We start from the raw sequence: 18,428 nt of genomic DNA, 5'->3' as shown, positions 1-18,428 counted from the left end.
TCGGCTCGTTGACTCCGAAAAGGTCTGAACGGGCGGTTCGCGAACCGCCCCTACATTCGCTCCGGCGCGTCGATGCCCAGCAGTTCCAAGCCGTTCGCCACGACTTGCCGCACGGCGGCGACCAGGCGCAGCCGGGCGGCCGTCAGCACGGCGTCGTCGCTCACCACGCGGTGATCGTTGTAGTACGAGTGAAACGCGCGGGCGAGTTCCAGCAGGTAGTGCGCGATGCGGTGCGGCTCGCGCGAGTCCGACGCGTCCACCGTCACCTCGGGATAGGCCAGCAGGTGGCGGACCAGGGCCGCTTCAGGCGCGCCCAAGCGTGAGAGGTCGGGCGTCGCGCCGGAGGGACTCTCGGCCGCCGACCGCTGGATGCCCGCGCAGCGCGCGTGCGCCATCTGGATGTAGTAGATCGGATTCTCGGGGTCCTCGCGCTTGGCCAGCTCCAGGTCGAACTCCATCTGGCTGTCGATCGCCTTTGAGAGGAAGAAAAACCGCGTGGCGGCGGGGCCGACCTCGTCGAGCACCTCGCGCAGCGTGACAAAGCGCCCGCTGCGCTTGCCGGCGCGCGCCAGGCCGTCGCCGCTGCGCACCCCGACCATCTGCGCCACCAGGATTTCGAGCCGCGCGGGATCGATGCCCAGCGCCTCCATGGCGGCTTTCATGCGCGGGACGTGACCCTGGTGGTCGGCGCCCCAGATGTTGATCACGAGGTCGAATCGCCGCGCGCGGAACTTGTCGTGGTGATAGGCGATGTCGGTGGCGAAGTAGGTGGGGTCGCCGCGCGACCGCACCAGCACGTTTTCGCGGTCCTCCGTGCCCTCCCCGCCGACGAACCAGGTGGCGCCCTCGCGGTGCGTCACGTGTCCGGCGTCAGTCAGGGTCTTCAGCGCGGCCTCGACCTCGCCCCGGGCGCGCATCTCACGCTCGGAATACCACTCGTCGAAATCGATCTCGAGGTCGGCAAGGTCGTGCTGGATCGAGGTGAGCGCGATGGCGACGGATCGCTGCTCGAACGCCTCAATGTCCTCACGCCGTTGCAGGTCGAGCCAGCGGTCGCCGTCCTCGGCGGCAATGGACTGGCCCCACTCCGCGACGTAGGCGCCCCGATAGCCGTCCTCGGGGAAGGGCCGGGTCGCGCCGAGGGCCGCGGCGTAGTGATGGTGGACGGTTTGGCCAAGAAGCTCGATCTGACGCCCGGCGTCATTGACATAATATTCGCGCGTCACGTCATGCCCGCGCGCTGCCAGCATGCGGGCAATGGCGTCGCCCACCACGCCGATGCGCCCGGCGCCCACCGTGAGCGGGCCGGTGGGATTGGCGCTCAGATACTCGACTTGAATGCGCTGGGGCTCGGCGACCGGCGCCGGTCCGAAGGCCGGTCCGGCGTTCACGATCGCCTCGATCTGGTCCAGTGCCCACGCGTCATCGAGGCGGATGTTGACGAATCCGGGCCCCGCGACGGTGACCTCGGCAATGGCGGCATCGGCTGCGACGTGCGCGGCAATGGCCTCGGCGATGGCGCGCGGCGGCATCTTGGCTCCGCGCGCGAGGCGCAACGCGTCCGCGCTGGCGTAGTCGGCCAGTTCGTCTCCCCGACGGTCCAGCCCAATCTGGGGGGTCGGCATCGGCGGCAGCGCGCCGTCCGTCAGCGCGGCGTCGAGGGCGCGTTGCAGGAGCGCCGCCAAGCGCTCACGCAGGTCGAATTCAGACACAGGAGAATCGCGCGATGTGGGGCAGTCGCCCGGCGCGGTGCTCCGCGAGTATACGAACGGGCCGCGGGCGTGGCTCGCCGATCCGTTCGACAACCCCTTCGACAAGCTCAGGGCGAACGTATTGGTGTAAAGCCAACTGCCTTGCTCAGACCCTCCCTAGCGTCCCCAGTCGCGCGGATAGCGGAAATCTCGATCGATCGTCCGGTCGGAGAGCTTGGCGATCACGGGCGGGCGTCGCTTGAACTGGGTTTGCTGCACGCGTCGGCGGATTTCCCCCGCCAACGCGGCGTCGTAGCCGCCCGCGGCGATCTCGTCCACCGTGTGCCACTCGTCGACGAGCAGATAGAGCACCTCATCGGCCAATTCGTAGGTGAACCCCAGCTCGTCCTCGTCGGACTGGCCCTGCCAGAGGTCCGCGGACGGCGGCTTTTCCAGGATCGACGCCGGAAGCTCCAGCGCCGCCGCCAGCTGGCGCACCTGGGTCTTGTAGAGGTCGCCGATGGGATTGACGGCGCTGGCCATGTCCCCGTGCAGCGTGCCGTAGCCCAGCAGCAGTTCCGTCTTGTTGCTGGTGCCCACCACCAGCGCGTCGAACGCCAGGGACTGATCGTAGGCGGCGATCATGCGCGTCCGAGACATCACGTTTCCCCGCCGCACCGGCGTGGTGTCGTCGTCGAGCTCGTCCAGGTAGCCGTCGACCGCGTGGCTGACGTCGATGACCTGGGTTTCGACTCCGAGCGCCTGCGCCAGCGTTTCGGCGTCTCGCCGGCTCGCAGGATTGCTGGTGCGGTAGGGCAGCATGAGCGCCAGCACGTTGTCCGGTCCCAGCGCGCGGGCCGCGAGGGCGCAGGTCAGGGCCGAGTCGATGCCGCCTGAGGTGTTCACCACGGCTCGCGTGAAGCCGAACTTCGAAATCGCGTCGGCGATGAAACGCACCAGCACCTGCTCGGCGAGCGCGGTATCCAACCGCAATCCGTCACGCGCCCGACGTTGGAGGGACGTTTCAGCTATTGATGCCATCGCGGCGCTCCGCGGCGATGCGCGCAAACTCGCGGCTCACCAGCTCGAGGTTCTCGTCCCGGCGCAGCGGCAGGCGAGTGCGCTGACGCCGCAGCCGGCTATCGGGAAGATCGGCCACGACCAACGCCTCCTCGAAATCGGGGGCTCGCGCCAGGCAGGCGCCGTCCGGCGCCACGACTTCCGATCCGCCCCAAAAGTTCACCCCATCCTCGAACCCCACGCGGTTCACGTGCACCATGTAGCAGACGAGCATCTGGGCGTAGAGGCGATTCAGCGCGTGCCAGGTTTCGGCGCTTCCCAGCTCGCTCGCGCCGCCACCCACGCCACGGCCGGGACTGCTGGATAGGCCGAAGATCACGTCCGCGCCGTCGGCCGCCGCCAGCGCCGCGCTGGTCGGATGCCATAGATCCTCACAGATCAGCATGGCCTGCCGCCCATGCGCTGTGTCGAAGGCCCGCACGTGCCGGCCGGGCGCCAAGTCGCGCGCCTCGTCGAACAGGCCATAGGTCACCAAATAGACCTTCTGGTGGACGTGCAATAGTCGGCCGCCTGAGGCGAACGCCGCCGCCGGGACGAAGCGGTGGTCGGCCGTGCGCTCAACGAATCCAAAGACGATGTCGATGTCGCGGCTGGCATCCAGGAGCGGCGCGAGACTGGCGTCGTCACGGGGGACGGCGACCTCGGCAACCAGGTCGCTGAGGAAGTATCCCGTCAGGGACTGCTCCGGGAATACGACGATGTGGCAGCCGGCCTGCACGGCGCGATCGGCGTAGTCGAGATGGGTGGCCAGATTGTGCGCCACGTCGCCCAGGCGGGGGCGGATTTGCGCCAGCGCCACCCGCAGATCTCGCACAGGCGCCCCTTCCGGTAACCGGCGTGGCGTCAGTCTAGCCACTGCGCCGATGCGTCCGCGCCGGGCCGCGTCGGCGGCCGGGGATCGACGAGCCACTCCAAGAGTTGACGGGCAATGCCGTCGGGCCTAAATTCAAGCGTTACGGTTTGGCGGCGAACCACGTTCGGGCTCTGGGAGGCAGAAACCCAGCGGGCGCCGTCGTAGCGTCTGCCTCCAAGGAGTTCCGCGCATGCGTAAGTGGTTCGTCATAGCCATCGTCAGCCTGTTGGTCGCTGGAGCGGTCACCTCCGTCCAGGCCATCGGCTGCGATTCCCACCAAGGCACCCCGATCGAGGGCGGCTGCCTCTACACCATCACCGGCGGCGACACGCCGGACCCCAGCGACGGCTTTCCAGTCGTCGACACCGGCGGGATCGACTGGTACTCGTGCGTGCGCACGCTTGACCTTCAGGACGTCGGCTACCCGATCGGCCAGCAATTCGAGTTCAGCGGGTTTCAAGTCTTTCCCCTGCAAAAAGTGATGCTGCAGTTCCGGCCGGATTACGCCAACCGGGGTGGCTGTAGCCAGTTCGCATACCTCAACTCCATGGACCTGTTGGCGAACCGGTTCGGGGTGAACCTGCCCGGCGTGCCGGCGCATCGGGTGCTGCCGGAGGATGAAGGGGCGAGCTTCTCGCAGATCATCGATAACCACCTGCGGCTGTTGGACGCCAACCCGGTCCTCAAGGCCAAATTCCTCGAAAAGTCGAATTGGATCGATCTCTATGGCTTGCCGATTGCCTACGAGGAGCAGGAGATCAACGGCAACCCGCAGGGCGCGCAAGTCCTGCGGGCGCAGCGGGCGGTCTGGCGAATCTTCAACGTGCAGGCGCCCGGGACCAGGGTGGGCGTCCCACACCTGCTCAACGTGCCGGACCAGATCAAGAAGCTCAACGGCATCATCATTCCCCAGGACGCCAAGCGCCCGGTGTCGTTCGCCCAGGCCTCGGGCCAGGTCCCGGACCCCATGGTGCTGCCGCAGGGACTCCGCGGCTACGGCATGCAGGGCGAGTTCCGCCGATCCGACGACCAGCAGTTGGCCAATCTGGTCACCGGCGCCGGCTTCGGCTGGGTGAAGCAGCAGGTGCCGTGGGAGGAAATTGACGTCTACCTGCCGGACTGTCGCGAGCGCCCCCCCAGTCAATGGTTCTGGGATGACTTGGACCGGTTCGTCAACACGATGCGGGGCAACGGCCTCAACATCCTGCTCAGCGTGGTGAAGGCGCCCGCGTGCCTCAAGCCGGCGGGGTCACCGCCCGGTCACGGGCCGCCCATTGACCCGGCAACCTTCGGCCGCTTCATGCGTGAGCTGGCCTCCCGCTACAAGGGACGGGTGCAGGCCTACGAGCTGTGGAACGAAGCCAACTTGCAGCGTGAATGGCCCTCGCTGCGACCCGCAGACCCCAACAACACCGCCCATCTCGAATTCCTCGAGTTGGTGAAGCACGGCTACATCGGCGCCAAGCGCGGCGATCCGGATGCCCTCGTGGGTCTAGGCGCGATGACGCCGGCGGGCAACACGCCGACCGCCATCGACGACCGCGACTACCTGCGGCGCCTGTGGGCCGCGAACGGCGGTGAGGTCGCCAACTACTTCGAGTTCCTCGGCGTGCATCCCAACGGCGGGCCGAACGCGCCGGACGACACGATCAATAACCCGGCGGCGAGCCGCGCCAAGTGCAACGGCGGCTGGTCGACCCACGACAGCTTCTTCTTCACCCGCTACGAGCAGCTGTACGCCGACATGATCGCGGCGGGTCCGGCGTTTCGGCATAAGACGCTCTGGCTCACCGAGTTTGGCTGGGCCACGTCTCCGAACCCGGCGCCGGGCTACGAGTACGCGAACTGCAACACTGAGCAGGATCAGGCGAACTACCTTGTCCGCGCCTACGCCAAGGTGCGGGCGGAAGCGCCCTATGTGACGCACATGTTCGTCTGGAACTTGAACTTCCAGCAGGTCGTGGACTCGAGCGACGAGAAGTGGGCCTTTGGAATCGTGGACAGCAATCTGAATCCGCGCCCGGCCTACACGGCGCTGCGGAACATGCCGAAACCCTCCCCGTCACCAAGCACACCGGCGCCGGCGGGCTAGGCGAGGCGCGACTTTAGGCCGCGTTCGACGGCCGGACCGGCGGGGCGGCACGCCCCGCCGGTCTGCCGCGGGCGCCGGCTGACCCATAGGCTCGGCCTGCGCCCCCAGCGCCTGTCTCACGGACGCTCCAGCCTGCCGCGAGGATGCCGTCGTCACGCCCTCCACGGGTTTGACGGTCCTGGCCGTCGCGCCTAAATTCGACCGCTACGGTTTGCTGGCAAACCACGCGCGGGCTCTGGGAGGCAGAAACCCAGCGGGCGCCGTCGTGGCGCCCGCCTCCGAGGAGTTTCGCGCATGCGCAAGTGGTTTGTCGTCGCCATTGTCAGCCTGTTGGTCGCCGGAGCGGTCACCTCCGTGCAGGCCGTTGGCTGCGATCCCCACCAGGGCACCCCCATCGAGGGCGGTTGCCTGTACACCATCACCGGCGGCGACACCTCGGACCCGAACGACGGCTTTCCAGTCGTCGACGCCGACGGGATCAACTGGTACTCGTGCGTGCGCACGCTTGTCCTCCAGGACGTCGGCTACCCGATCGCCCAGCAGTTCGAATTCAACGGGTTTCAGGTCCTGGCCCTGCAGAAGGTGATGCTGCAATACCGGCCGGATCGCGCGGACCGAGGCGGCTGTAGCCAGTTCGCGTATTTGAACTCCATGGACGTGTTGGCGAACCGGTTCGGGGTGAACCTGCGCGGCGTGCCGGCGCACCGCGTGCTGCCAGAGGATTCAGGGGCGAGCTTCTCGCAGATCATCAGCAACCACTTGCGGCTCTTGGACGCCAACCCGGTCCTCAAGGCCAAGTTCCTCGAAAAGTCGAATTGGATCGATCTCTACGGCTTGCCGATCGCCTATGAGGAACAGGAAATCAATGGCAATCCGCAGGGCGCGCAAGTCCTGCGGGCGCAGCGGGCGGTGTGGCGAATCTTCAACGTGCCGGCGCCTGGGACCAGGGTGGGCGTTCCACACCTGCTCAACGTGCCGGACCAGATCAAGAAGCTCAACGGCGTCATCATTCCGCAGAGCGCCAAGCTCCCGCTGACGGCCGCCCAAGCGATGGGTGAGGCGCCGGTGCCCGCGGCGACACCGGAATCGACGCCAACGCCCACCGCGACTCCGACATCCACGCCGCCGCCTGTGTCTGGATCGGTCCCGGCGCCCCGTGTGCTGCCGCAGGGTCTGCAGGGCTATGGCATGCAGGGCGAGTTCCGCCGACCGGACGACCAGCGGCTGGCCGACCTCGTGCTCGGCGCCGGTTTCGGGTGGGTGAAGCAGCAGGTGCCATGGGAAGAGGTGGAAGTGTTCGGACCGGGCTGTCAGGCGCTGCCGTCCAACCAATGGTCCTGGGCGACGGTGGACCGCCTGGTCAACACCATGCGGGCCAACGGCCTGCAGATTCTGCTCAGCGTGGTCAAGGCGCCGCCGTGCCTCAAGGCCGCGGGATCGCCGCCTGGTCACGGCCCGCCCGTCGACCCGGCAACCTTCGGCCGCTTCATGCAAGAGCTGGCCTCGCGCTACCGGGGTCGAGTCCAGGCCTACGAGCTGTGGAACGAATCCAATCTGCAGCGCGAGTGGCCGTCATTGCGTCCGGGCGATCCGAATAACACCGCCCATATCGAGTTTCTCGAGCTGGTCAAGCATGGCTACATCGGCACCAAGCGCGGCGATCCCAACGCCATGGTGGGTCTGGGCGCCATGACGCCGGCGGGTAACACGTCGACCGCCATCGACGACCGGGACTACCTGCGGCGCCTGTGGGCCGCCAACGGCGGTGAGATCGCCAACTACTTCGAGTTCCTGGGTATCCATCCCAACGGCGGGCCGAACGCGCCTGACGACACCATCAATAACCCGTCGGCGAGCCGCGCCAAGTGCAACAGCGGCTGGTCGACCCACGACAGCTTCTTCTTCAGCCGCTACGAGCAACTGTACGCCGACATGATCGCGGCGGGCCCGGCCTTCCGGCACAAGACGCTGTGGATCACCGAGTTCGGCTGGGCCACGACGCCGAACCCGGCGCCGGGCTACGAGTACGCCCGGTGCAACAGCGAGCAGGACCAGGCGAACTACCTCGTCCGGTCGTTCGCGAAGGTGCGGGCGGAAGCGCCCTACGTGACGCACATGATCGTCTGGAATTTCAATTTTCAGCAGGTCGTGGGGTCGCATGACGAGAAGTGGGCGTTCGGGATCGTGCGCGGCGACTTGAGTCCGCGCCCGGCCTACACGGCGCTGCGAAACATGCCGAAGCCGCTCCCGGCGACCGCGGGGTAGACGCGGCGCGAGGCTAGGTCGCACGCAACGGCCGAACCGGCGGGGCTCCGAGCCCCGCCGGGGCCGTTGCGGCCGTGTCCAATAGCTGAGCGCCTACACTTGCCGCCATGGGCGTGCTCTACGTGGTGGCCACGCCGATTGGCAATCTCGAGGATCTGACGGCGCGCGCCGCCCGCGTGCTCGCCTCGGTGCCGGTCGTCGCGGCGGAGGACACTCGGCGCACCCGCAAGCTGCTCAACCACATTGGCGCGAGCCCGCGGCTGATCCCCTACCACGCCGAAAGCCCCGAGCGGCGGGAGGACGCCATCGTCGCCTATTTGCGGGAGGGCGATGTCGCGTTGGTGTCCGACGCCGGAACCCCCGGCCTGGCCGACCCCGGGCCGGACCTCGTGGCCCGGGTTCGCCGCGAGGGGATGCCCGTGGTGCCAATCCCGGGCGCGTCAGCCCTGGCCACGGCCCTGTCGGTGGTGTCGTTCGCGCAGCAGCCCGTCACGTTCATTGGGTTCCTGCCCGAGCGACGGCCGCGGCGCGAGCGCCTGGTCCGACGCGCTGCCGAGGTCGCGCGCACACTGGTCATCTACCTGCCGCCGCATCGGGCCGCGTCGCGCGTGGCCGAGTTGCTCGAGTGTCTCGGCGACCGTCCGACGGCGATGTGCCGGGAGCTGACCAAGCTCCACGAGGACATTCGAGAAATGCCGCTGTCCGAGCTGTGCGAGGTGCTGGCGCACGAAGCGCCGCGCGGAGAGATCACGCTGGTGATCGACGTGGCGGAGTGCGAGCCCGAAGCCGCGCCCGAGGCGTCGAATGTCGTCGCCGCGGTCACGGCCGCCATGGCCGCGGGCGCTTCGCCAAGCCAGGCCGCGGCGTCGGTTGCGCGGGAATTGCGGATGCCGCGGCGCGAAGTCTATGCCCTGGCCCAGGAGATCCGCCGCGCCGACCCCGCCAAGGAGTCCTAGAGCGCCTGGGATAGAATCGCGGACTCGCGTCGCGCGAAATCCTCTGTGTCGAAGTACTACCTCACCACCGCCATTCCCTATCCCAGCGGCGAGCCGCATGTGGGCCACAGCTTCGAAATGATCGCCGCGGATGCCATGGTGCGCTTCAAGCGGCTGTGCGGGGTTGACGCCTATTTCCTCGGGGGGCTCGACGAGAACAGCCAGCGCGTGAGCCGCCAGGCCGCCGAGGCCGGCATGGACACCATGGCGTACGTCGACGAGGCCGCCGAGCGCTTCCAAGACGTCTGGCGCAGCGTTGACGTCGAATTCGACGACTTCGTTCGCACCACGGAGCCGCGGCATCACGTGACGGTGAATGAATTCTTTGCTCGCGTGCTGGCCCAAGGCGACATCTACGAGGGCGACTACGAGGGTTGGTATTGCGTCCCCTGCGAGGCGTTCTATACGGACGATGACCTGACCGACGGGCTATGTCCGTTCCACGACGCCAAACCCGAGTGGGTCACCGAACGGAACTACTTCTTCCGCATGTCCAAGTACCAGGACGCCATCGCCGCCCATTACGAGGCTCACCCGGACTTTGTGTACCCGGACACGCGGCGCAACGAAATGCTCGGCATCATTCGCCAGGGCTTGCGGGATTTCAGCATCTCGCGCGCCTCGCTGACCTGGGGGATCCCGCTGCCCAACGATCCCGCGCAGCGGATCTATGTCTGGTTCGACGCGCTGATCAACTACATCACCGGCATTGGCTTCGGGCAAAACGGCGGCGAGGCGGCATTCGAGCGATGGTGGCCGGCCGAGGCGCACGTCATCGGCAAGGACATCGTCCGCTTCCACGCGCTCTATTGGCCCACGATGCTCATGTCGGCGGGTTTGCCGCTGCCCCGGCAAATCGTGGTCCACGGATGGGTGGACTACGAAGGCGCGCCGATGAGCCAAACGAGCGGTCACATCGTGCGACCGGCCGATGTGATCGAGCGGCACGGATCGGACGCCCTGCGCTACTACTTGCTGCGCGAAGTGCCCTTCGATCGCGACGGCGACTTCAAGTGGAAGAACATGGGGCGCCGCTACCAGGACGACCTGGGCAACGACCTCGGCAATCTGGTGCTGCGCACCACGTCCATGCTCGGTCGCTATTTCGACGGCGTGGTCCCGCCGGCGGAAGAGCCTTCGGAGGTGGAGAGCGAGCTGCGCGCCGCGGCCGAAACGGCCTGGACGCTGGCCGAAGCGAACTACGAGTCCTGGCGACTGCACCTGGCCCTGGGCGCCACGTTCGACTTCGTGAGCGCGGTGAATCGATACATCGACCGCACCGAGCCGTGGCGATTGGCCAGGGACCCCGTGCAGCGCGAGCGGCTTTCGACCGTGTTGGGCGCCGCCCTGGAGGCGGTGCGCCACATCGCCATACAAATCCAGCCGGCCATGCCGCGGACCTCAACCGCCATCCTCGGCCGCTTGGGCCTGCCGCCCGCCGGCCCCGGCGACTGGGGCGCGGGCGGCTGGACCGGCCTGTCGGCCGGGCACCGGGTTCCGGGCGGCGCCGCGCTGTTTCCACGCATCGAGGCCGCATAGCCACGCTCTTCGACACCCACGCCCATCTGGGGGATCACGTCTTCGCCGACGAATTGCCGGCGCTCCACGCCCGCGCGGTTGCCGCGGGCGTCGGTGAGGTGCTGGTGGTGGCCAACGACCTCGAGTCGAGCCGCCGGGCCATTGAGCTTGCCGAGCGCTATGACGGATGGCTGGCGTCCGTCGGCGTGCATCCGCACGAGTGCGGGAGCTGGGACCGCCGCACGGCGCACGAAGTGCGCTCACTGGCCGCCCACCCGAAGGTCCGAGCCATCGGCGAAACCGGGCTCGACCACTATCGCGAGTTTCAACCGCGCGACGTCCAAGCGCGCGCATTTGCGGAGCAGTGCGCGCTGGCGGTCGAGCTTGACCTGCCGGTCGTGATCCACTCGCGCGAGTCGCTTGACGCCGTAGCCGGCGTGCTCGAGGCCGTGCCGGGAATCACGGGCGTGATGCACAGCTTTGCGGGGGACGCCAATCAGGTCCGTGAGTTCACCAATCTCGGGCTGCACATCTCGCTTTCGGGCATCGTCACGTTTCGTCGCGAGCACGAGCTGCGCGCCGCGGCAGCTGAAATCCCGCCTGAGCGGTTGCTGCTCGAGACGGATGCGCCCTATCTGTCCCCGGAGCCGCTTCGAGGCCGGCGCAACGAACCGGCGCACCTGCCGCATACGGCGGCGGTAGTGGCGGCGGCGGTGGGAATGTCGGTACCCTCACTGGCCGAGAAGACCACCCGGAATGCGCGCGCCGTCTTCGGTGCCCCCGCCGCCTGTGCCTGACCATCAATCGGCGGCCGACGCTGACCACCACGCGACCAGCATGGTCGCGCCGCGGCTTGCCGAGGTCGAGGACGTTCTGCGCGCCTGCACGCGCGTTCCAGAGATTCCCTTGCTCGAGGAAGTCCTCGGCGCGGTGCTGCTGGCGCCGGGCAAGCGTCTGCGACCGGCCCTGGCGCTCCACGTCGCCGCGATCGTCGGTGGACGCCCCGAAGCCGTAGCCAAGCTGGCGGCTGCCACGGAGGTGCTGCACTCGGCCACGCTGGTGCACGACGACATCGTCGACAGCTCGCCGGAGCGCCGCGGGCAGCCCGCCGTGCATGTCATGTGGTCGCAAAAGATCGCCGTGCTGGCCGGCGACTATCTGTTTGCGACCGCCGCCGACCTGGTCGCGCAGCTTGATCGGCCGGTCATCGTGCGCTTGTTCGCGGCCACCATCCACGACATGTCCACGAGCGAGTTTGTGGCTCCCAGCTACGAAGGCGGGGGCGATCTGGCCCGCGAGCAATATCTGAGAAAAATCGGCCACAAGACGGCTTCGCTGTTCGCGCTGGCGTGTGAAGCCGCCGCCGTGCTGGGCGACTCCCCAGCGGCTGAGCAGAAGGCATTTCGAGACCTGGGCTGGAGCCTCGGCATGGCCTTTCAGATCACCGACGACATCCTGGATATCAGCGGATTGGCGGCCGAAACCGGCAAGCCCATCGGAACCGATCTGCGCGCCGGGCTGGTTACGCTTCCGGTGATTTTGTACCTCGGCGACCGGCCTGGCGACGACGATCCCGTGCGCGCGGTGCTCACCGGAAAGGCGACCGATGACGCCGATGTCATGCAGGCCCTCGATGCGATCAAGTCGTCGGGTGCGGTTGAAGATGCGGCCGCGGTCGCTGGGCGCTACGCGGCGCAGGCCCGGGCCGCCCTGGACCGCGTTCGCCCGTCCCCGTCGCGCGAGTCCTTGGCGGCCTTCATTCACCAAGCGACCGAGCGCACCCGCTAGCCGCCCGCACGGCCGATAATGCGGCATGGCCAAATCGCCGTGGGTGCGTCCCATGTTCGACGCGATCGCACCCCGCTACGACCTGCTCAACCGGCTGATGAGTTTCGGGATGGACCGCGGCTGGCGACGCCATGCCGTGGATCAGGCGCTCATCGGCCGCCCCACGACCATTCTTGACGCCGGCGCCGGGACGCTCGACCTGTCGCTGGAAGCCTGGCGTCGCTCCGCCAACGCTCCCCGAGTCATTGCGCTCGATTTCGCGGGCGAGATGCTGGCTCACGGGATGGAGCGCGCGCGGCGTGACGGCGCCGATGTCAGCGCCCTGCAGGGCGACGCGCTGTGCCTGCCGCTGGCATCCGGCTCCGTCGATGCGATCGTCAGCGCGTTCCTGCCGCGCAACCTGGACAGCCTGCCGCGTGCCTGGAGCGGCTTCGCAAGGGTGTTGCGTCCCGGCGGCGTGCTGGTCATCCTCGAAATGACGCCGATCCGCACGCCGGTGTTCCGGCACCTCTTCCGCCTGTATTTCCATCGGTGGATTCCCTGGGTGGGGCGCCGGATCAGCGGCCACGCAGCGGCCTACACCTGGCTGCCCGAGTCGGTGGACGACTTTCCCACGGCGCAGGAGCTGGCCCACCAGATCGAAGCCGCCGGCTTCGTCGACGTGCGGTTCCGCAAGCACGCCCTGGGCGCCGTGGCGATCCACGTGGCGCGCCGCCCATGACTGCCGCCGTCTCCCGGGTCGAGTCGCAGGCGGCGTGGGAGGCCTTTGTGGCCAGACATGCCGATGGTGGCTTTCTGCAGTCGTGGCGGTGGGGGGAGTTGAAGTCGCGATACGGATGGCGCGCGATCCGGCTGGGCCTGCCGCGCGGCGACGGCGGTCTCGCGGGCGGGGCGCAGGTGCTCATCCGCACCCGGCGAGCGTGGCCGGGCGGGCCGCGCGTCGGCCTGGCCTATGTGCCGCGCGGACCGCTGGCCGAAACCCCGGACGACGCCGCGGCGGCGGCGCGTGCGGCCATCGAGGTCGGCCGGGACCACGGCGCATCCTTCGTCCGCATCGAGCCGCCGAGCAATTTGGCCGCTGATGCGCTTGCGTCCTGTGGATTGCGGTCGTCAAACCAGTTCGTGCAGATCCCGCGCACCGCCGTGGTCGACCTCGAGCGCCCGGAATCCGACATCCTCGGCGGCTTCAAGTCCAAGATGCGCTACAACATCCGACTCGCCGGACGCCGCGGCGTGGAGGTGGCGCCTGCCGAAGGCAACGCCGACTTCGAGGCGTTCGTAGGGTTGGTTCAAATCACCGCTTCGCGTGAGCGGTTTGCCATTCACCACGCGTCGTACTACCGCGATGTGTGGCAGACGTTTCAACCCGATCAGGGTGCGCTCTTCATTGCCCGGTATCAGGGAACGCCGCTGGCGGCGCTGATGGTGGTGGGCGCGGGCCGCACCGCCGCCTACGTCTTTGGTGGGTCGTCGAACCAGCATCGCAATCTCATGGCGCCGCACGCCGTGCAGTGGGCGGCCATGCAGTGGGCCAAAGGGCGGGGTTTCACGCGATATGACCTCTGGGGCATGGCGGACCCCGACGACGCAAACGACGCCATGGCCGGCGTGCACCGGTTCAAGCTCGGATTCAATCCGGACCTGGTGACCTATCCCAGCGCGTTCGATCTATCGCTACAGCCTGCGCGGGCGTGGCTGCTCACCCGAGCCGTGCGCCTGCGCGAGGCAATTCACAGCGCGCGCGCCGGCCGGGCGGGTCCGGTATGAACGGCCGGGAGTCGCCGGCCCCACGGCCGTTCGCCGATCTCCTGGCGGCTTGTCCGGACGCGCAACTGCGCCAGCCGGCCGGCGGATTGATCGAGTCGGTGCACTTCGACTCGCGACAGGTTGGCCCCGGCGCCTGCTTCGTCGCCCGGCGCGGGCTGCGCGATGACGGTCACGCCTACATCTCCTCGGCCATCGCCGCCGGTGCCGTGGCCGTGGTCGCCGAGCGTCCCGTCGAAGTCCCCTCGCGCGTGGGTCTGGCGATCGTGCCGGACGGTCGGCGGGCTCTGGCCGCGCTGGCCCGGCGCCTGTGGGGCGAGCCCGATCTGGACATCGGCACGGTCGGCGTGACGGGTACGGACGGCAAGACCACGACGAGTCACCTGATCGCGTCGATGCTTCAATCGCAAGGACACGCCGCCGGCGCCATGACCACCGTGGGCACGTGGCTTTCTGGCGAATGGCTGCCCGCGGCCGGGCGGCTGACGACACCCGAGCCGCCGGTGATCGCTCGGCAGCTGCGGGAACTGGTGGATGCGGGGACCGACTGGGCGGTGCTCGAGGTGGCGTCGCACGCGCTGGAGCTCCGGCGCGTGGACGGCTTCAGCTTCGACCGCGCGGTAATTACAAACGTGACCCACGAGCATCTCGACCTTCACGGCAGCATCGAGGGCTACCGCCGGGCAAAGCGCCGGCTGCTCGATCTGCTCGACGCGACTCCCGCCACCGACCGGGGTCGGGCGGCCATTCTCAACGCCGACGATCCGGTGGTAGCCGGATTTGCACGCCATACCCGCAGCGACGTGATCACGTTTGGCCGGCAGCCGACCGCCGATGTGCAGTCGGAGTGGGTCGAACTCGACGACGGGCGCCCTAAAGTGACGCTGAGCTCCCCCTGGGGCTGCTGGACCGTCCCGACCAACCTCGTGGGCCCCTGGAATGCCGCCAACATTGCCGCCGCCGCGGCGTGCGTGGGGTCGATTTGCGGCAGTCTCGACAATGCAATCGCGGCGCTGCCGAGCATCGCATCGGTTCCGGGGCGCATGCAGGCAATCGACTGCGGTCAGCCGTTCCGGGTCATCGTGGATTTCGCGCACACGCCGGCGGCGCTGGAGGCCTGTCTGCGGGCGCTGCGTCCGCAAACTCCAGGTCGGCTCATCGCCCTTTTTGGCAGCGCGGGCGATCAGGATCGGAGCAAGCGGCCACTGCTGGGTCGCGCGGCCGCCGAGCTGGCCGACTGGGTCCTGGTGGCCGACGAGGATCCCCGAAGCGAAGATCCCCAAGCCATCGCCGAGGCGGTCGTTGCCGGCGCCAGGGAAGTACGGCCCGACATCTGGATCGACATCGTGCTGGATCGACGGATGGCCATTCAGGCGGCCATCGCCGAGGCCAATGCGGGCGACACGGTCTTGCTGGCGGGCAAGGGCCACGAAACCAGCATCGCCTACGCCGACCGCACCATTGCGTGGGACGAATCCGCGGTGGCGCGGGCAGCGCTGGCGGCCGCCGGCTACCCGGCGCCGTAGCCGCCGCCTCGCGGCTGCTAGGGTATGCCCGCGACGTGACCGCACCACCGGATTAGCCGCGAGAAACCGCCCGATGAGAATTGCGCTCTACCAGGAGTTCGGCGAGGGATGCCGGCGCCTGACCCATGAGCTTCTGCCGGATGCGCCCGGCTGGGAGCTGATCGAAACGCGGCACGTTGGCGCTGACATCGGCTCGCTGACCGACGAGGACGCCGACATCATCCGCAGCGCCGAGGTCGTGATCGCCACGCCGCTCAGTCCCTTGCCGGACGCCATCTACGATCCCGACGGGCGTGTGCGGCTGATCCAACTCCTGTCCGCGGGCTACGACACGGTTGATCTCGACCGCTGCCGGGCGGCCGGGCAGCTGCTGGCCACCAACGGCGGCGCGAACGCCGTTGCCGTGGCCGAGCACACCATCCTGCTCATCCTCTCCGTGCTGCGGCGGCTGCCGGTGATCGACCGCGATACGCGGTCCGGCCGTTGGACGGCGGCCAAGACGCCCGAGTGGGAGCCGCACGAGCTCGAGGGACGCACCGTTGGGCTGGTGGGCTTCGGGCAAATCGGCCGGCAGGTCGCGCAGCGGCTGCACCCGTTCGGCGTGGAGTTGCAGTACTTCGACGTGGTGCAGGCGCCGAGCGAGGTGACCGAGAGCCTGAAGGTCCGCCACGTGTCGTGGACCGAACTGCTGGAGACTTCGGACATCGTCTCGCTGCACGTGCCGCTGATGGAGAGCACGCGCGGCCTGATCGGAGCCGCCGAGCTGGCCCAAATGAAGCCTGACGCGATCGTGATCAACACGGCGCGGGGCGGAGTGATCGACGAAGACGCGCTCGTCGATGCGCTGCAGCAAGGTCGTCTGGGCGGCGCCGGCCTCGATGCGTTCGTCGAAGAGCCGTTTCCCGCCGGGCAGGCGCTGGCCGCGCTCGACTCAGTCGTGCTGACGCCGCACTTCGCAGGCCCGACCTACGAAAGCTGGACCAAGCGCATCCGCTTCGCCTACGAAAACATCGCCCGCGTGGAACGCAACCAACGCCCCGAATCGGTCGTGCACGAGCTGGGGGATTTGCCCCTGCGACCCCCGCGGTAGGTGGCGCAGGCCTCCGCGAGCCTTTGGCTAGCGATTGTTTAGTGCGGCGTCGGTTCCATATAGGTCAAGCTGATGGGTAGTTGGGTTCTAGCAGGCCTGCCGCGTTAGCGTGCTTCTGACGGCAAGATCTGCTCGAGTCGCTCGACCAATTGAGGCAGGTCTTCCTGCACGGTCTTCCAGACGATTTCCATGTTGACGTCGTGGTACGCGTGGACGAGACGGTTGCGCATGGAGATGATCTGCGACCAGGGTATGCCTGGGTTGCCTTCCCGAACAGACTCGTCTACGTGACTCGCGGCTTCGCCGATGATCTGGACAACTCGGACTATGGAATGCGCTAGTCCTTCGTCTTCGTCGAGGTCACTGCGCACCCGTTCGTGCGCGAGCCGCATCGCCGCATGCGCCGCGTCGAGCATGTGGCGCAGGCGAATCTCATCATTCCTGCGCATATTGAACTTGCGCCTCGGCGAGCACTTCTTGGCGAAAGTAGCGGCTCAAGTCCTCTGGAGTACGGAGGTCGACCTTACGACCGAGCATTCGGGTCAACTCAAGCTCCATGCCGGCGAATGCAAACAGGCCGGGAATTCGGTCCGGCGCAAACTCGACAAGCATGTCAATATCGCTGTCTGGTCCGAAGTCGGACCTTAGCGCGGAACCGAAGATCGCCAGCCGCTTGATCCCGTGGTCCCTACAGAAGGCGGCGAGTTGATCCTTCGGAATATCGATTTGCGACTTCACGCGGTGCGCTCCTTGCGCCGGTAATTCATTGCCAGGCGGAGACTCAGCACCAATCATGACTCACTGTTTAGAAGCCTCATCAGCTCCCGCCACTCGGCCGGGGCGAGGCCGCTGGATTCCTGATAGACCTGTTCGCCGTTGAGCATGCGGCGCAGGACGGCCAGGCCAGGGCCGGAGATCGAGGCGGCGTTCATGCGGTAGTCCATGAAGGCGTCGTAGGTCAGCGGCACCCAGCGGCGGATGACGTCGAGCAGCACGTCGGCGTAGGCGCGGATTTCGTATTGCGCGTGAGGGTCGGCCCGCAGCCAGACGAAGTGCAGCAGGTTGAACAGGTCGATCTTCCAATACCACTGGGTGTAGAAGTTCAGGGAGAGGTTCATCCGCGCCAGCTCGCGCGCCAGGCCCTGGCGGTCGGCATCGAGCGTCTCGCCTTCTGCGTCGAGATTCAGCATTTCCTCGTAGTGCTCGTAGACCTGGCCGGCGTCGGTGGTGAGGAGGTCGAGGACGCGCTGGGCCTCGTGGTCGTTCAGCACGTCGCCGCTGCCCTGGCTGTTGAGGGTCGACTGCGCTTGCAGGCGGTCGCGCTCGGGGACGTAGAACTCGTGGTCGAGCACGGAGTAGCGGGCGGAGTACTCGTTCACGCTGGCGGTGCGGTGACGGATCCACTGGCGCGCCACGAAGATCGGCAGCTTGACGTGCAGCTTGATCTCGCACATCTCGAACGGCGTGGTGTGCCAGTGGCGCATGAGGTAGCGAATGAGGCCGCGGTCGCGCCGCCGCCGCTTGCTGCCGCGGCCGTAGGAGACGCGCGCCGCCTGCACGATGGCCTCGTCGTCGCCCATGTAGTCGACCACGCGGATGAAGCCGTGATCGAGGACCGGCACAGGCTCGAAAAGGAGCTCTTCCAACGCCGCGACCGTCGTGCGCCGGGTAGTGTGCGCTTGGGCGCGCTGCTCGGCGATGTCGGCCTGCTGCTCGGGCGCGATGCGTGGCGTGGGGACGGTTCCGGCGGTGCTTCCTCTGGCGGT

The 18,428-nt window shown here is 67.8% G+C and carries 16 protein-coding genes; 10 read left to right on the top strand and 6 right to left on the bottom strand.

The genetic code is table 11. The annotated features are described in order from the left end of the window. Positions 1-50: 50 nt before the first annotated feature. The 3 genes from argS to OXG79_10680 form a co-directional block, all read right to left on the bottom strand. Positions 51-1,712: an arginine--tRNA ligase gene (argS, locus tag OXG79_10690; protein MCY3784242.1), complete on the bottom strand. Its 1,662-nt coding sequence runs from the start codon at positions 1,710-1,712 to the stop codon at positions 51-53. A 156-nt stretch (positions 1,713-1,868) separates the two neighbouring features. Then, positions 1,869-2,732, bottom strand: a complete 864-nt coding sequence (locus OXG79_10685; GenBank protein MCY3784241.1) for an NAD+ synthase — start codon at positions 2,730-2,732, stop codon at positions 1,869-1,871. Further along, positions 2,716-3,585 (bottom strand): carbon-nitrogen hydrolase, encoded by an 870-nt coding sequence (locus OXG79_10680; GenBank protein MCY3784240.1) that lies wholly within the window; start codon positions 3,583-3,585, stop codon positions 2,716-2,718. The genes OXG79_10685 and OXG79_10680 overlap by 17 nt, the downstream gene beginning before the upstream one ends. Before the next feature lie 229 nt (positions 3,586-3,814). On the opposite strand from OXG79_10680, the gene OXG79_10675 reads away from it, so the two are divergent. The 10 genes from OXG79_10675 to OXG79_10630 all read left to right on the top strand — a co-directional run bounded on the left by OXG79_10675 (position 3,815) and on the right by OXG79_10630 (position 16,662). Beyond that, the gene (locus OXG79_10675) at positions 3,815-5,716 is read left to right on the top strand and encodes a hypothetical protein (GenBank protein ID MCY3784239.1); all 1,902 of its coding nucleotides are present in this window, start codon (positions 3,815-3,817) and stop codon (positions 5,714-5,716) included. 294 nt (positions 5,717-6,010) lie between these two features. Next, positions 6,011-7,981, top strand: a complete 1,971-nt coding sequence (locus OXG79_10670; protein ID MCY3784238.1) for a hypothetical protein — start codon at positions 6,011-6,013, stop codon at positions 7,979-7,981. Positions 7,982-8,088: 107 nt separating this feature from the next. Continuing rightward, entirely contained in the window at positions 8,089-8,937 is an 849-nt protein-coding gene (rsmI, locus tag OXG79_10665; protein ID MCY3784237.1) for a 16S rRNA (cytidine(1402)-2'-O)-methyltransferase, read from the top strand. Between the two features lie 45 nt (positions 8,938-8,982). Next, positions 8,983-10,515 (top strand): methionine--tRNA ligase, encoded by a 1,533-nt coding sequence (gene metG / locus OXG79_10660; protein ID MCY3784236.1) that lies wholly within the window; start codon positions 8,983-8,985, stop codon positions 10,513-10,515. After that, on the top strand, positions 10,428-11,291 hold the full coding sequence (locus OXG79_10655; protein ID MCY3784235.1) for a TatD family hydrolase: 864 nt from the start codon (positions 10,428-10,430) through the stop codon (positions 11,289-11,291). Before metG ends, OXG79_10655 begins: the two co-directional genes overlap by 88 nt. After that, positions 11,284-12,282: a polyprenyl synthetase family protein gene (locus OXG79_10650; protein MCY3784234.1), complete on the top strand. Its 999-nt coding sequence runs from the start codon at positions 11,284-11,286 to the stop codon at positions 12,280-12,282. Before OXG79_10655 ends, OXG79_10650 begins: the two co-directional genes overlap by 8 nt. Positions 12,283-12,307: 25 nt before the next feature. Beyond that, complete coding sequence (locus OXG79_10645) at positions 12,308-13,003, top strand: ubiquinone/menaquinone biosynthesis methyltransferase (GenBank protein MCY3784233.1); 696 nt, start codon at positions 12,308-12,310, stop codon at positions 13,001-13,003. Further along, the gene (locus OXG79_10640) at positions 13,000-14,049 is read left to right on the top strand and encodes a peptidoglycan bridge formation glycyltransferase FemA/FemB family protein (GenBank protein ID MCY3784232.1); all 1,050 of its coding nucleotides are present in this window, start codon (positions 13,000-13,002) and stop codon (positions 14,047-14,049) included. Before OXG79_10645 ends, OXG79_10640 begins: the two co-directional genes overlap by 4 nt. After that, positions 14,046-15,572 carry a UDP-N-acetylmuramoyl-L-alanyl-D-glutamate--2,6-diaminopimelate ligase gene (locus OXG79_10635; GenBank protein ID MCY3784231.1) on the top strand — a complete coding sequence of 509 codons (1,527 nt, stop codon included), beginning with the start codon at positions 14,046-14,048 and terminating at the stop codon, positions 15,570-15,572. The genes OXG79_10640 and OXG79_10635 overlap by 4 nt, the downstream gene beginning before the upstream one ends. Before the next feature lie 73 nt (positions 15,573-15,645). Next, on the top strand, positions 15,646-16,662 hold the full coding sequence (locus tag OXG79_10630; protein MCY3784230.1) for a 2-hydroxyacid dehydrogenase: 1,017 nt from the start codon (positions 15,646-15,648) through the stop codon (positions 16,660-16,662). Positions 16,663-16,766: 104 nt separating this feature from the next. On the opposite strand, the gene OXG79_10625 is transcribed toward OXG79_10630, so the two are convergent. From OXG79_10625 to thyX, 3 genes are read right to left on the bottom strand one after another with little or no spacing between them, the layout of a single operon-like run. Continuing rightward, positions 16,767-17,078, bottom strand: coding sequence for a DUF86 domain-containing protein (locus tag OXG79_10625; GenBank protein ID MCY3784229.1), 312 nt, complete (start codon positions 17,076-17,078; stop codon positions 16,767-16,769). Between the two features lie 19 nt (positions 17,079-17,097). Continuing rightward, positions 17,098-17,400, bottom strand: coding sequence for a nucleotidyltransferase family protein (locus tag OXG79_10620; GenBank protein ID MCY3784228.1), 303 nt, complete (start codon positions 17,398-17,400; stop codon positions 17,098-17,100). A 53-nt stretch (positions 17,401-17,453) separates the two neighbouring features. Next, entirely contained in the window at positions 17,454-18,386 is a 933-nt protein-coding gene (gene thyX / locus OXG79_10615; GenBank protein MCY3784227.1) for an FAD-dependent thymidylate synthase, read from the bottom strand. Positions 18,387-18,428 lie beyond the last annotated feature (42 nt).

It is taken from the genome of Chloroflexota bacterium (assembly GCA_026706485.1).
Taxonomy (GTDB): domain Bacteria; phylum Chloroflexota; class UBA11872; order UBA11872; family UBA11872; genus JAJECS01.
The sequence above is the reverse complement of the archived record's forward strand: the minus strand, read 5'-3'. Positions and strand labels throughout refer to the sequence as shown.